General features: G+C 56.3%; 12 protein-coding genes, 1 pseudogene and 1 riboswitch. Of the genes and pseudogenes, 6 read left to right on the top strand and 7 right to left on the bottom strand.

Annotated elements, in window-relative coordinates; translation table 11 throughout:
- Positions 1-45 precede the first annotated feature (45 nt).
- Positions 46-945 carry a LysR family transcriptional regulator gene (locus tag ABLU80_RS11245; RefSeq protein ID WP_047080681.1) on the top strand — a complete coding sequence of 300 codons (900 nt, stop codon included), beginning with the start codon at positions 46-48 and terminating at the stop codon, positions 943-945.
- On the opposite strand, the gene ABLU80_RS11240 is transcribed toward ABLU80_RS11245, so the two are convergent.
- Positions 935-2,278 carry an NCS2 family permease gene (locus ABLU80_RS11240; protein ID WP_032708742.1) on the bottom strand — a complete coding sequence of 448 codons (1,344 nt, stop codon included), beginning with the start codon at positions 2,276-2,278 and terminating at the stop codon, positions 935-937. The two genes, ABLU80_RS11245 and ABLU80_RS11240, sit on opposite strands and share 11 nt — an antisense overlap.
- A gap of 2 nt (positions 2,279-2,280) precedes the next feature.
- Positions 2,281-4,092: an adenine deaminase C-terminal domain-containing protein gene (locus ABLU80_RS11235; RefSeq protein WP_348849976.1), complete on the bottom strand. Its 1,812-nt coding sequence runs from the start codon at positions 4,090-4,092 to the stop codon at positions 2,281-2,283.
- A 124-nt stretch (positions 4,093-4,216) separates the two neighbouring features.
- Between ABLU80_RS11235 and ABLU80_RS11230 the strand changes: the two genes are divergently transcribed.
- Entirely contained in the window at positions 4,217-5,128 is a 912-nt protein-coding gene (locus ABLU80_RS11230; RefSeq protein ID WP_032712026.1) for a LysR family transcriptional regulator, read from the top strand.
- Here the strand turns inward: ABLU80_RS11230 and ABLU80_RS11225 are convergent.
- Both ABLU80_RS11225 and ABLU80_RS11220 read right to left on the bottom strand, forming a co-directional pair.
- Entirely contained in the window at positions 5,125-5,547 is a 423-nt protein-coding gene (locus ABLU80_RS11225; protein ID WP_015365758.1) for a universal stress protein, read from the bottom strand. The genes ABLU80_RS11230 and ABLU80_RS11225 overlap by 4 nt on opposite strands.
- 141 nt (positions 5,548-5,688) lie before the next feature.
- Entirely contained in the window at positions 5,689-7,665 is a 1,977-nt protein-coding gene (locus ABLU80_RS11220) for an alkyl sulfatase dimerization domain-containing protein (protein ID WP_015365759.1), read from the bottom strand.
- 215 nt (positions 7,666-7,880) lie between these two features.
- Between ABLU80_RS11220 and ABLU80_RS11215 the strand changes: the two genes are divergently transcribed.
- On the top strand, positions 7,881-8,516 hold the full coding sequence (locus tag ABLU80_RS11215) for a helix-turn-helix domain-containing protein (RefSeq protein ID WP_313902842.1): 636 nt from the start codon (positions 7,881-7,883) through the stop codon (positions 8,514-8,516).
- Between the two features lie 45 nt (positions 8,517-8,561).
- On the opposite strand, the gene ABLU80_RS11210 is transcribed toward ABLU80_RS11215, so the two are convergent.
- Positions 8,562-10,538 (bottom strand): alkyl sulfatase dimerization domain-containing protein, encoded by a 1,977-nt coding sequence (locus tag ABLU80_RS11210; RefSeq protein WP_047058055.1) that lies wholly within the window; start codon positions 10,536-10,538, stop codon positions 8,562-8,564.
- A gap of 285 nt (positions 10,539-10,823) precedes the next feature.
- On the bottom strand, positions 10,824-11,249 hold the full coding sequence (locus ABLU80_RS11205; protein WP_348850014.1) for a hypothetical protein: 426 nt from the start codon (positions 11,247-11,249) through the stop codon (positions 10,824-10,826).
- 291 nt (positions 11,250-11,540) lie between these two features.
- Positions 11,541-11,637: riboswitch (TPP riboswitch) on the top strand.
- Positions 11,638-11,671: 34 nt separating this feature from the next.
- On the opposite strand from ABLU80_RS11205, the gene thiM reads away from it, so the two are divergent.
- From thiM to fbaB, 3 genes are all read left to right on the top strand, one after another.
- On the top strand, positions 11,672-12,445 hold the full coding sequence (thiM, locus tag ABLU80_RS11200; RefSeq protein WP_015365766.1) for a hydroxyethylthiazole kinase: 774 nt from the start codon (positions 11,672-11,674) through the stop codon (positions 12,443-12,445).
- Positions 12,442-13,242, top strand: coding sequence for a bifunctional hydroxymethylpyrimidine kinase/phosphomethylpyrimidine kinase (gene thiD / locus ABLU80_RS11195; RefSeq protein WP_015706078.1), 801 nt, complete (start codon positions 12,442-12,444; stop codon positions 13,240-13,242). Before thiM ends, thiD begins: the two co-directional genes overlap by 4 nt.
- A 148-nt stretch (positions 13,243-13,390) precedes the next feature.
- Complete coding sequence (gene fbaB, locus ABLU80_RS11190) at positions 13,391-14,443, top strand: class I fructose-bisphosphate aldolase (RefSeq protein WP_015365768.1); 1,053 nt, start codon at positions 13,391-13,393, stop codon at positions 14,441-14,443.
- A gap of 63 nt (positions 14,444-14,506) precedes the next feature.
- Here fbaB and ABLU80_RS11185 read toward each other — a convergent pair.
- Positions 14,507-14,670 (bottom strand): annotated as a pseudogene (locus ABLU80_RS11185) (cytochrome C biogenesis protein CcdA); the annotation flags it as partial.

Here is a 14,670-nt window from a genome sequence, read left to right as displayed (position 1 = left end):
GTAAATCGCTATTTTGGGAGCATTCTGAAGCAGGGGAGACTTGGCATGTTCAGGCTGGAAGATCTGACCTTATTTGTCCGCGCGGCGGCGTTAGGCAGTTTTAGCGAGGCGGCGCGGGAGGCGGGGCAGCAGCCAGCGCAGGTGAGCGCGGCGATCAAACGCCTGGAGACGACGCTCAACATTCGTCTTTTTGCCCGTTCGACCCGTAGCCTGCGCCTGACCCCGGAGGGCGAAACCTGGCTGCCCTACGCCACCCAGATGCTTGATACCCTTCAGGCCGGACTACAGAAAATTCAGACGCCAGGAGATGAAGTACGCGGCACGCTGCAAATCGCCGTGCCATCCGATCTAGGGCGTAACCTGCTGCTCAAGGTATTTTGCGCTTTTCGCGAACGTCACCCGGCGCTGCGCCTGCGGCTGCACTTTTCCGATCATCTGACCGACGTGTTTAAAGATCCGGTGGATGTCGCTTTTCGCTACGGCTACCACGAAGACGCTTCGTTTATCTCGCTGCCCGTCGCGCCGGAAAACCGTCGGGTGTTGGTGGCTTCACCGCACTGGGTTGCCCGCCACGGTCAAATCAGTAGTCTGGAGGAGTTATCCCGGCACAGCGCGCTGTTGTACGTATTACGCGGCCGCCCTTTTGACCGCTGGCCGCTGATTTCAGGTAATGAAGTGCATACCGTGGAGATGAACGGCGCGATTATGAGCGATGATGCGGAGGTGATCCGTCGGCTGGCGGTAGCCGGAGAGGGGATCGCTTATAAATCATTTCTTGATGTCAGCGACGACCTGCGGGAAGGGCGTCTGGTGCGGTTGCTGCCGGACTTTCAGGGCGATTTAACGCCGCTGAACATGATTTGTCCGCACCGCAAACAGCTCTCTGCCGCGGTGCGTTTGTTATATCAAGAGGTGAAATCACATTGTGAAGCGCTTAGTGCTTAACTAAGGTCGCGAAGTAATAGATTAGCGGGATCGCCAGCACCCACAGGCCAATCGGAATTTCACGCCACTTGCCGGCGATCGCTTTAATGACAATGTAAAACAGCAGCCCGCCGGCAATACCGGTGCCGAAGCTGTTGGCGATTAGCGTAATCATCACCATCATTAACACCGGCAGTCCGTCGGTAAAGTTTCCCAGATCGACTTTGCGCAGGCCGCTAAACATGTTCAGGCCTATCAAAATTAACGCCGGCGCGGTGGCCTCTTTCGGGATCATGAGCGCCACCGGCGTAAACAGCAACATCAGCAGGAACATCACCGCCGCCGCCAGCGCGGTGAGGCCGGTCTTGCCGCCGGCTTCCGCCGCCGCGGAGGATTCAATCAGCGCCGTGGCCGCCGGTATACCAACCCACGGGCCCAGCGCGGCGGCAATCGAATCGACCATAAACGGGCGATTAATCTGCGGCATGTTGCCTTCTTCATCCAGTAAGCCCGCCTCGCCGCCGACCGCCAGGGTCGTACCCATGGTCGAGAAAAACTCGGACGCAAAAAAGACGAACAGGAACGGCAGGAAGGCGATATTTAATGCCCCCAACAGATCGATTTGCCCGAACACCGGAGCCAGCGAGTGCGGAACATCAATAAAGCTGCCCGGTAGCTTTGTCACGCCGAATGGAATACCCACCAGGGTGGCAAAAAGAATAGCCCACAATATCGCGCCTGGCACTTTACGCGCCTGTAGCGCTATCGCCAAAAACAGGCCGCACAGCGCCACCAGCGCGCCGGGGGCAAGAAAATCACCGAGCATCAGGGCGTTGGTTTTGGCATTCGCCAGCACCAGCCCGGCATTACGAAAGCCGAGCACCGCGACGAATAACCCGATCGAGGCCGTGAGCCCCAGCTTAATTGATTGCGGTACCGAGCGGGTGACCACTTCGCGCAGGCCGAATTGGGTCAACAGGAAGAAGAGGATCCCCGACCAGCAGGCAATCCCGAGGCCAATCTGCCAGCCAATACCTTCGCTGCCCGCCAGCGTCACCCCCACCAGTACCGAGCCGCCAATGCCCGGACCGACGATAAACGGCAGGTTGGCATAAAACGCCATTAATAACGAACCGGCGACAAAGACCAGGATGGTGCCGGTGGTGGCGGCGCCTTTATCCATTCCGCCAATCGCCAGCAGCCCTGGAATGACCACCAGTAAATAGGCGGCGGCGAGAAAGCCGGTGATCCCGGCCAGGCATTCGGTGCGTAGCGAACCGCCCCGTGAGTGCAGCGCAAAGCGGCGCTCCAGCCAGTGGCTACGGGCAGAAGTATGAAGTGTGTTATCGGCCATGCTCAGGCTCCCTGAGGATTATTGTTGTGATGAGTTGGCGCCGGAGTCTCCCGGCAGGCTATCAACGGGTCAACTATCTGGCGACTGCCGCCGTCGGTGAGACCCAAATCGGTTAGATGCGGCCCGGCATTACAGGCGAGGCAGGTGCCTTCAATCGCTTTAAATACCCGGTATGGCGGCTCCCAGTCGGCGACTTTACTGCTTAAATCTCGCAGCTCGCGGAACTGCCGCGCCAGCTCGGCGGCGGGAAGATCGGAGAGCATGCCGGCAATCGGCATCGCCACATGGGCCAGGATCTCGCCCTGTTGCGCCAGCGCCATTCCGCCGCCGGAAGCGATCAACTGATTTGCCGCCAGCGCCATATCATTCGCATCGCGCCCGAGCACCACCAGGTTATGTGAGTCATGCGAGTAGCTGGTGGCAATGGCGCCACGCAGCTCGCCCCAGCCTTCGAGCAGGGCGATTTGCGGCGTTGCCTGATGGCGGCCATGGCGGTGCTTCACCCAAATCAGGCTAAAGCCCGCGGGCAGTTGTACTTCGCCGTCGCGGATCTGTACTTCTACTTCACCCCATTTCGTGAAGCGCGCGCCGCTGATGTGGCGCAGGCGGGCGACGCCATGGCGAATGCCCTTAATTCGCAGAATAAAATCTTCTGCATCGAGGGGGGCTAACTGCAAGGTATCACGCGGCGGCGTCACGCCGGGCGCGGCGGCAAGGGGGGTTAGCAGGTGACCGTTACGAGCGATAAGTTTGCCGCCGACATAGACCTCCTGAGCCTCGAGTTTCTCCAGCGAATCAAACACCACCAGATCCGCGCGCCGTCCTGCGGCAATCAGCCCAAGATCGTTACGCTGCAGGCGAATAGCCGCATTGAGGGTGGCGAAACGCAGTACATCGACCGTTGGCAAACCGTGTGCAATCAGCAGGTTGAGCAGGGCGATAACGCCGCCTTTCTCCAGCAGCATATCCGGCGGTACGTCATCGGTGCAGACGGTGATTTGCGATGAGAGATGCGGCAGCGTTTTTAACGCCGCAACGATATCGGGCAGTAGATAGGGGTGCGAGCCGCGAATTTCGATAGTCAGCCCGGCGCGCAGTTTTTCCAGCGCATCGGCCGCTGAAGTCAGTTCGTGATCGGAGGTGACGCCGGCGGCGAGATACGCCTGTAAATCGGCGCCGCTGAGTCCACGGGCATGGCCCTCAATCAGTTTGCCGCTGTTAAGCCCGGCCTGGACAATCTCCTGCATCCGTTCGCTGCCGTTTAGCACGCCATGCATGTCCATCACTTCCGCCACGCCGCGTACTTCCGGCCAGCCGAGCATGGTTTCCATTTCAGCGCCGGCGAAATCAGCGCCGGACATTTCGAGACCTGGCGTAGAGGGGACGCTGGATGGCGCGGCCACCATCACCTGTAGCGGCAGGTGGCGGCTGGCATCAACCGCGTAGCGCACGCCATCGACGCCGAGCACGTTGGCCAGTTCATGCGGGTCCCAGAACACCGCGGTGGTACCCTGCGTCAGGACGATTTCGGCGTAGCGCTCGGGCGGTAGATGCGAACTTTCAAGGTGTACGTGGGTGTCCATCAAGCCAGGCGACAGATAGCCGCCCTGCAGCGAGCGCACTTCATGGGCGTCGGCGCGGCTGCCGCGCGGATGCACGCTGGCAATCATGTCGCCAACGATGCCAACGTCGGCGTCGCGGATTTCGCCAGTGGCCATATCGACGATCTGCGCATCGACGAGCAACAGATCAAACGGGGATTCGCCGCGTGCGGCCTGCACCGCGCGACGACGGACTTCAGCATTGCTGGACATAACAACTCCACCACAAGGATAATGCGGATACTCTAGGGGCACAGCAAACGTTTGCCCAGATGAATAAATTTATCGCCCGATAAGCTCGGGTTATTCTGTATGACCATTGGTAGCGAACCTGACAATGAACGAACCCTGGCAACGTTTGCCCGCGCTCTCGCTGAAGCAGCTGCAGTATTTTGTGACCCTGGCTCAGTTGCGCCATTTTACCGATACCGCCAATCGGCTGGCGATTAGCCAACCGGCGCTCAGCAGCGCGCTGCGGCAGATTGAAACCGTGATCGGCGGCAAGCTGGTCAATCGTACCGCCTCGGCGGTGACCCTGACGGAACTGGGGTCGGCGATTTTACCCCATGCCCAGCGGATACTGAGCGTGGCCCAGGCTTCTTTTTTTGATATGCAGCAGATTGTGGAAGCGGGCGGCGATGGTACGGTGCGTATCGGGCTGGTGCCATCGGTGAGCTCGCTGCTGTTTCCGCTGCTGCCGCAAACCCTGGCGCAGGCCTTTCCGCGTCTGCGCATCGAATTTCATGACCAGACCAACGATGCGTTAATGCGGGCGCTGCAAAGCGGTGAGATTGATTTTGGTATCGGCGCGATCGACAGTTCGCTACCAGCTGAGCTACTGGTTTATCCACTGCGCGAGGATCCGTTCGTGGCGGTACTGCACCGCGACGATCCGCTCGCTGCACAGCCAAATTTACCGTGGAAGCAGTTGGTAGGCCGTGATATTGCCGTTTTCTCAAAGGGGAATATTCAGCGGCTGGTGGCGGCGCTGGTGGAAAGCCAACGTTTGACCTTAACGACGCGTTACCAGGTAGACTATATCGAAACCCTTTATGGGCTGGTACGTTCGCGGCTGGCGGTGGCCATTCTCCCGGCGCTGTATACGACCTATTTGCACGATCCGGCGTTAAAGGTGGCGCAACTGCAGCAGCCGGCGCTCACGCGGACGGTGGCCCTGATGCGTGGGCCGCAGGCGCTTGCACCGTTAATCGAAGAGTGTTTTTCTCTGCTACAGTCCGCATTGCGCTAGGGCAGGTGTTTTATCAGTACGTCCACCGTCAAATGGTTGATGTACTCCAGCGAGTGCGAGGAGAGCACCCCCAGTAGCCGGTTATGGTGTCCGGCGATAATTAAATCGATATGGCGTTGTTGTACGCACTCTTCGACATCAGCAAAACGGCGGGTCGTCACCAGCGATAGCGTCTGTACCGGCAGGGCGACGGTCGTCGCCAGCTCGTTGAGCAGGGCTTTGGCCTGAATGACCTCTTGCGATACTTCATCATTCTGCAGGCTGTCAGACACGTAATTAAGCGCCCGGTAGTCGGTGCTGATGTGGGCGATGGTAATCCGCATCCCGTTTTCCTGCGCCATCCTGGCGGCGTGTTGTAGCAACGGAACACCATCAAGGCTGCTATTAATCAGTACCAGCGCATGGTGATAAACGGTCATATATACCTCCGCGCAATAAAACAGTCCTGAACTCATTTTGGGCCTGCGGCGAGGGGAACGCAAATCAGAACATGCGAGGCTAATGGATAAAAAAATCCCCCGCGGCCAGAAAGGGCGCGAGGGAGATTCAGCGATTATCGCTTACGGGGTGACAATGTTGAACCAGAATTCAAATTTGTCCATGTAGCTCAGCATTTCATCGAGCTTAGCGCCATTGCCGCTAATCTTGACGTCGCCCTTATCTTCAGCCTGCTTCAGCGTTTCCTGTTTCAAAATGATCTTGTTCAGGGTATCGCGGTTCAGAGTAATACTGGCGTCAGCGTTGTCTGCTACCGCATTAGCGGTGTGGTTAAGCACGCCATTTTCCAGTTCCAGCTTGTACTTACCGCCATCTTTACCAAGATCGATGTTGAAGACCGCTTTTGCTGCGCCAGCTTTCTGGCCGTTGATATGTACGCCCAGGTAGTCGAAGAACATCTCCGGAGTCATTGCACGCACGGTATCCGGGCTGGCGGTGTTAGGCGTCGGGAGCTTCTGTACGCCGTTACGCAGTTCCTGCGCGCCGGTCAGGTAGAAGTTGCGCCAGGTACCGGCTTCCGCCTGGTAGCCTAACTGCTCCAGGGCATCCGCTTCGAGGTTACGCGCATCGGCATTCTGCGGGTCGGCGAAGACGATTTTACTGGTCACCTGCGCCACCCAGCGGTAGTTCCCCTGCTGATAGTCGGCTTTGGCTTTCTGCATGATGGCATCGGCGCCGCCCATGTATTCAACGAACTTCTTCGCAGCCTGTTGCGGCGGCAGCTCGTCGAGGGTCGCCGGGTTGCCATCGAACCAGCCGAGGTAGTAAACGTAAGTCGCTTTCACATCGTGGCTGACGGAGCCGTAATAACCGCGGCTCGACCACTGTTTCTCCAGCGATTCCGGCAGCTTGAAGTTAGCGGCGATTTCATCGCGGGTCAGGCCTTCGTTGGCCATACGCAGGGTCTGGTCGTTGATGTAGCGATACATGTCGCGCTGACCTTTCATCAGCTTGATAATGTTGTCATTACCCCAGGTTGGCCAGTGGTGCTGAGCGATAATGACTTCAGCATCGTTGCCCCAGCGGTCGATCGCGGCGTTAATATATTTTGACCATGCCAGCGGATCGCGGATCTTCGCGCCGCGTAGCGAGTAAGTGTTGTGCAGGGTATGGGTAACATCCTCTGCCGCTTCAATCATTTTCTTCTCTTTGACATACCACAGCATTTCCGACGGTGCTTCGGAACCTGGCGCCATCATGAAGTCGTAGGTCAGGCCATCAATCACTTCCTGCTGGCCGGTTTTAGTGATGTAGTTGGTCGGCTGGAGCAGCGTCACGGTACCCGCAGAGGTGGTGGTGCCAAGACCAGCGCCGACCTGGCCTTTGGCGTCAGGCTTCAACAGGTTGCCGTACATATAGCTGGCGCGACGACTCATCGCGGTACCGGCCATAATGTTCTCGGAAACCGCTTCTTCCATGAATCCGGCCGGGGCGTAGATTTTTACTTTGCCGGCCTTCACGTCGGCTTCATCAACCACGCCGCGGATGCCGCCATAGTGGTCAACATGGCTGTGGGTGAACAGGACGGCGACAACCGGCTTTTTACCGCGGTTGGCGTAGTAGAGATCCATCGCTTCTTTCGCCGGCTCGGCGCTCAGCAGCGGGTCGATAACGGTGATCCCTTTCTCGCCTTCAATGATGGTCATGTTGGAGAGATCGAGATTACGGATCTGATAAACACCGTCGGTGACTTTAAACAGGCCGCCGATATTAATCAGCTGTGACTGGCGCCACAAGCTCGGGTTAACGGTATCCGGGGCTTTTTCACCTTCTTTGACGAAGTCATATTTTGCCGGGTTCCAGATAACGTTGCCTTGCTCGCCTTTAATCATGGTCTGCGGCAGCGCGGCGATAAAACCTTTATGCGCGTTATCGAAATCAGTTTTATCGGCAAACGGCAGTTTGTTGTACAGCGCGTTATTTGCCTGCTGAGTTGCCGGGGTGGCGTCCTGCTGCTGGGCGGCAGCGAAGGCGGAAAGCGACAGCGAAGTTAAAACACCGGCCAGAGCCAGATGTTTAGCGATCTGATTTAATTTCATTGCATGGCCTCTTAGATTATTTGTTCCGCTATCAATGTTTAATATCAGCGGATAATTCAAATGCGGACTAATTACTGGCCATTTTAAAGCGAATACTTTGCGTTGATAGTCCCATATGGGACTGGTCATTATCAAAGAAATAATCACCCTCGAATCTGCTATCACTTCGCTGCTATACTCGATACCACAGCAGACGGCGCAGCAAGGGGCATAGCGTGAATTTTCAGGATATCCATAGCTATTATCAGCAACTCAACATTGATGCCTTTTTTCCGCAAATAATTGCGCAAGGGGAAGCCCTGACGGTTGCGGCTAATAAAAAATTAGCAATTCAGCCAGGATATATTTATTTTTGCACTGAAGGTTCGCTGTCAATATTAATGCCGGATAGTGGCCTTCATATTGGTAATTCCATTGAGTATATGCCGATAGGGCTTATGGAGAGGTACTGCCCGCTGGCGAAGTTTGAATATATCAGCAGCGCGGCGGTGAAGCTGGTTAAAGTCACTTATGATGTCTTTGACCAAATCTTTTTACACGGCGGCCCTGAACGCGTGCAGGAGCTGGCGACCATTCTGACCTATATGTCGATTTTTACTATCGATCTTCATAACGAACGCCGGCAGATGACCAGCTATCAGACCATCAGGCCGATGCTGTTTCGTTATCTTTATCGCCAGAGTACCCATCAGGGGGAAAACGAAGGCCTGGCGCTGTTTATTATTAAGCGCACTAATCTGTCGCGCACGCATGTTTTTCGGGTGCTGGCGGATTTGAAAGCCGGGGGCTATATCACGATGAAGCACGGCAAACTGATTTCTATCGACCGACCATTGCCGGAAGCCTACTAGCAGAGAGGGAAAACTCCCACGACCGATCGCCGCGGGAGCAGGACATTATGGCGTAACGATGTCGAACCAGAATTCGAACTTGTCCATATAGCCCAGCATTTCATTGAGCTTATCGGCGTTACCGGTGATTTTCGCGTCGCCGTTATCGACGGCCTGCTTCAGCGTTTCCTCTTTGAGGATGATCTTATTCAGGGTGGCGCGGTTGAGGGCAATAGTGGTATCGGCATCTTTCGCTTCCGCATTGGCGGTATGGTTCAGTACGCCGTTTTCCAGCTCCAGCTTATACTTGCCGCCGTCGCTGCCGAGATCGATATTGAAGACCGATTTCGCGTTACCCGCTTTCTCGCCGTTGATATGTACCGCCAGATAGTCGAAGAACATTTCTGGTGTCATTGCGCGCACGGTATCCGGGCTGGCGGTGTTCGGAGTTGGTCCTTTCACCACGCCGTTACGCAGCTCCTGCGCGCCGGTGAGGTAGAAGTTACGCCACGGGCCGGATTCTGCCTGGTAGCCTAACTGTTCAAGGGCATCAGCTTCCAGATTACGCGCATCCTGGTTTTTCGGATCGGCGAAGACGATTTTACTGACCACCTGAGCTACCCAACGATAGTTACCCTGGTCGTAATCCTCTTTCGCTTTCTTCATGATGGCATCGGCGCCGCCCATGTAATCGACGAATTTCTTCGCCGCTTCTTCCGGCGGCAGTTCGTCGAGGGTGGCCGGGTTGCCGTCGAACCAGCCGAGATACAGCACGTAGGTGGCTTTCACGTCGTGGCTAACAGAGCCGTAGTAACCGCGGTTGGCCCAGGTGTTGGCAAGGCTATCCGGCAGTTTGAATTTAGCGGCAATTTCATCGCGGGTCAGCCCTTCGTTAGCCATGCGCAGGGTCTGGTCGTTAATGTAACGGTACAGGTCACGCTGGCTCTTAAGCAGGTTGACCACGTTTTCGTTGCCCCAGGTCGGCCAGTGGTGCTGAGCCATAATAATCTCGGCCTTGTCGCCCCAGCGTACAATCGCTTCGTTGATGTACTTCGACCACGGCAGCGGTTCGCGGATTTTCGCACCGCGCAGCGAATAGGTGTTGTGCAGGGTGTGTGTTACGTCTTCCGCGGATTCAATCAGTTTTTTCTCTTCGATGAACCACAGCATTTCCGATGGCGCTTCTGAACCTGGCGCCAGCATAAAGTCATAGGTCAAACCGTCAATAACTTCTTTCTGACCGTCTTTTTCAATGATATTAGTTGGGGCAATCAGGGTAACGGTACCCGCCGAGGTGGTGGTGCCCAGACCGGCGCCGACCTGTCCGGTGGCCGATGGTTTCAGCAGGTTGCCGTACATGTAGCTGGCGCGGCGGCTCATGACGTTACCGGCCATGATGTTTTCTGCTACCGCCGCTTCCATAAAGCCGGACGGTGCGTAAATTTTTACTTTGCCGGATTTCACATCCGCTTCATCAACCACGCCGCGTACCCCGCCGTAGTGGTCAACGTGGCTGTGGGTATAGATAACGGCGACGACCGGTTTCTTACCGCGGTTTTTGTAATACAGATCCATGCCCACTTTGGCGGTTTCTGCCGACACCAGCGGATCCACGACGGTAATGCCTTCTTTACCTTCGATGATGGTCATGTTGGAAAGGTCCAGATTGCGGATCTGGTAGACGCCGTCGGTCACCTCAAACAGGCCGCTGATGTTAATCAGCTGCGACTGTCGCCACAGGCTCGGGTTCACGGTATCCGGGGCTTTTTCACCTTCTTTGATGAAGGAGTACTGTTGCGGATCCCATACCACGTTACCTTGTTCGCCTTTAATGACCTCGGTAGGCAGGGCGGCAATAAAACCTTTATGGGCGTTGGTGAAATCAGTGTTATCTGAGAAGGGGAGTTGGTTATAGAGGGCGTCATTGGCTTGTTTGGTGGCAGCGGTCGCTTCTTTTGCGGCGACTTCCGCCCATGCTGACAAGCTAATCGATGATAGCAAGCCAGCAATGGCCAATCCTTTTACTATGGGGGTCAATTTCATTGGAATCCTCTTACCTTAATGGCGATTCACTCGTTAATTCCGATCTGACGTGGTGTTACAACTTGTAACGCTTTCTTGAACTATAACCGATTGTTTACATTGAGCAAGTTTGTGGTTACAAAAAAAATACATTAATTAAAAAACTACTCTCTCGTAGGTAAAATGAGATTTATCCAATGGGATTAATGTCGCTTATTTATCTCGGCGTTTGACGTGTCGGCTACTGCGGGGAAGGGGGGAAAAAAGCGGCCCTTAGGCCGCTTTTAAATTAACAAGGAAGCGGCGCTATTTGGCATAGCCTAAAAATTTACCGTCCTGCATGACGGCAATTTTTCCTGATTGGTAGACAATAAAAACGTATAAACCCTGAGAATAGGTTTTTGCGTCAGCATTGCTTTCGTCTAAGGCCGCGGGTTTGCCATCAACTGTCAGCCCGGTTGAGTTTGTGACCAGCTTCATACCATTGAAGATTTTCACTTTTTTGCTGGATTGCGCTTTCTGCACGGGATATAAAGCCTGTGCATTTTCCAGCGCCTGTTTCTCCGCTGCGGCGTTCACCGTAGCCTGTTTGTTTTGTTCCGCAATATAGCAGGCATCTTTACTGAGCCCCTGTGCTTCGCACTCGGCCATACGCTGCGCCGGTGAACTGCAACCGGTCGCGATGGCTGCGCTGAGTGCCAGCAGCATCATCGAGACGTGTTTCACTTTCATCATTAACGACCTTATCGTAGATATTATTTTATGCATGCGACGAACATTCATGACAGCGGCGATCGCCCGCGAATCGTAGGTGTGCTTATTTCGTAACTCATAGTGACTATGTCGTAGAGTGATTAAGTAAAGTGTGATCTACATCAATCGCCGGACGGATAGCTAAAAAATAGTGTAATCGTTTACAGTGAGTGGCGACATGTGCATGTCAGGAACCCTTCTGGATACATCATTCCTGCTTGCATCAACGACGCCGTTCCCTTACGCTCTCCTCATTACAGATATTTTTGTAATCATGACTCGGGGTGCCCTTCTTTGTGAAGGCTGAGAAATACCCGTACCACCTGATCTGGATAATGCCAGCGTAGGGAAGTCAGAGACCGCATGGTCTGCGCTGCTTCCTCATCTGGCGGGAGCAAACCATGCATCAACCGCTAAATCCGGCGCATATCGCGCACCTACAACAGCTTTTCCGCACCTCTTCGCCGCTTGTTCACTGTATGACCAACGATGTGGTCCAGACTTTCACCGCTAACGTCCTGCTGGCTATTGGCGCCTCGCCGGCGATGGTGATTGATCCTACGGAAGCCGCGCAGTTTGCCGCCATTGCCGATGCGCTATTGATTAATGTCGGGACCTTAACCACTGAGCGCGCCAATGCGATGCGAGCGGCGGCGCAGAGCGCCCGCCAGGCGGGAAAACCCTGGACGCTGGATCCGGTTGCCGTCGGCGCGCTGACGCTGCGTACCGATTTTTGTCGCGAATTACTGGAACTGCGGCCTGCGGCGATTCGCGGTAACGCCTCGGAAATCATGGCGCTGGCGGGGAGCAGCGGCGGCGGGCGCGGCGTGGACACGACCGATAGCGTAGCTGCGGCGTTACCCGCAGCCCAGGTGCTGGCGCGCAAGCTCAATACCGTGGTCGCGGTGACGGGCGAGGTGGATTACATCAGCGACGGTGAGCGCACGCTTGCCGTGAGCGGCGGTGATGTCCTGATGACGCGGGTGGTAGGGACGGGCTGCGCGTTATCCGCGGTGGTGGCGGCAAGCGCCGCGATGCCCGGCGATCGGCTGCAAAACGTGGCAGCCGCCTGCGGCCTGATGAAAATGGCGGGAGGTGAAGCGGCGCGACACGGCGGCCCCGGCAGTTTTATCCCGGCATTCCTCGACGCGTTATACGCGGAGGTGCCGGCATGAAGCGGATTAACGCCTTAACCATCGCCGGCACCGATCCCAGCGGCGGCGCCGGGATCCAGGCCGACCTCAAAACCTTCTCCGCACTCGGCGCTTACGGCTGCTCGGTGATCACCGCGCTGGTGGCGCAGAATACCCGCGGCGTGCAGTCGGTATACCGCATTGAGCCGGACTTCGTGGCGGCGCAGTTGGATTCGGTGTTTAGCGACGTGCGAATCGACACTACGAAAATCGGCATGCTGGCGGAAACCGATATCGTTGAAGCGGTGGCGGAACGTCTTGCTCGCTATCAAATTGCCAACGTGGTGCTGGATACCGTAATGCTGGCGAAAAGCGGCGATCCGCTGTTATCCCACTCGGCAATTGCGACGCTGCGCCAGCGCCTGCTGCCGCACGTTTCACTGATCACCCCGAATTTGCCGGAGGCCGCGGCGCTGCTCGATGCGCCGCATGCGCAAAGCGAGCGCGAGATGCTGGAACAGGGCAGGGCGCTGTTGGCGCTAGGCTGCGGGGCGGTATTAATGAAGGGCGGACATCTGGACGACGCCGAAAGCCCGGACTGGCTGTTTACCCGCGAAGGCGAACAGCGCTTTACCGCGCCGCGCGTGCAGACCAAAAATACCCACGGTACCGGCTGTACGTTATCTGCCGCGCTGGCGGCGCTGCGTCCGCGCTATGCCGATTGGGGACAAACGGTCGCCGAAGCGAAGGGCTGGCTGTCGGCGGCGCTGGCGCAGGCCGATTCGCTGGAAGTGGGGCACGGTATCGGCCCGGTACATCATTTCCACGCCTGGTGGTAAATGGCAGTGAAACGAGACAGCAGAATCTACTGAAAAAACGCGCTCCCGGCTGGAAAATATGCTAACTCGGTACCAGGCTTAACCTGCCCAAAATTTTTGGGTTGGGATAAAACATGCTGGCTGCGGCCAGCACTTACGGGAGATAGCTATGACTGATATTACGCAGTTGCTTGGCAAAGATGCCGACAGCCTTTTACAGCACCGTTGTATGACTATTCCAGCCGATCAACTCTATTTACCGGGAGCGGATTACGTCGACCGGGTGATGGTGGATAACAACCGCCCGCCTGCGGTGCTGCGTAATATGCAGACCCTCTACAACACCGGGCGTCTGGCGGGAACGGGGTACCTGTCCATTCTGCCGGTCGACCAGGGCGTAGAGCACTCGGCGGGCGCGTCGTTCGCCGCCAACCCGCTCTACTTCGATCCGAAGAATATCGTGGAACTCGCCATCGAAGCCGGCTGTAACTGCGTGGCTTCTACCTATGGCGTACTGGCCTCGGTATCGCGCCGTTACGCGCACCGCATTCCATTCCTTGTTAAGCTCAACCATAACGAAACGCTGAGCTACCCGACCGAGTATGACCAGACTCTGTACGCCAGCGTCGAGCAGGCGTTCAACATGGGGGCGGTCGCCGTTGGCGCGACGATCTATTTCGGCTCCGAACAGTCGCGTCGGCAGATTGAAGAGATCTCCGCCGCCTTTGAACGCGCGCACGAGCTCGGCCTGGTCACCGTGCTGTGGGCCTATCTGCGCAACCCGGCATTCAAAAAAGATGGTGTCGATTACCACGTTTCCGCTGACCTGACCGGCCAGGCCAACCATCTGGCCGCCACCATTGGCGCTGATATCGTGAAGCAGAAAATGGCCGAGAACAACGGCGGCTATAAAGCGGTGAACTTCGGTTATACCGATGATCGCGTCTACAGCAAGCTTACCAGCGATAACCCGATCGATCTGGTGCGCTATCAGCTGGCAAACTGCTATATGGGTCGTGCCGGGTTGATTAACTCCGGCGGGGCGGCGGGCGGCGAAACCGACCTTGCTGATGCGGTGCGCACGGCGGTGATCAATAAACGCGCCGGCGGTATGGGGCTGATCCTCGGTCGTAAAGCCTTTAAGAAATCGATGAGCGAAGGCGTGAAGCTGATCAATGCGGTACAGGATGTCTATCTGGACGGCAAAGTCACCATCGCATAAGGCAAAAATCCGGGCGCGAGGCCCGGATTGGCTATTTTACTTACCCCGGTCTCCGGGGTTTTTTTATGATTTTACTGTGCTGACGTTCAGCGGTTTAGCCGCTTCGCTGGTAGCAAAACCGGGCTGCTCAACGCGAATAAACGGGCACAGGAAGAAGGCCAGAATATAGAGCGCGGTATAGGCCACCACCACGCCGATGGTGCTGAAGTGCGGCAGCAGCACCACCG

Source organism: Klebsiella sp. CN_Kp104 (assembly GCF_040064515.1).
Classification (GTDB): domain Bacteria; phylum Pseudomonadota; class Gammaproteobacteria; order Enterobacterales; family Enterobacteriaceae; genus Klebsiella; species Klebsiella aerogenes.
The sequence above is the reverse complement of the archived record's forward strand: the minus strand, read 5'-3'. Positions and strand labels throughout refer to the sequence as shown.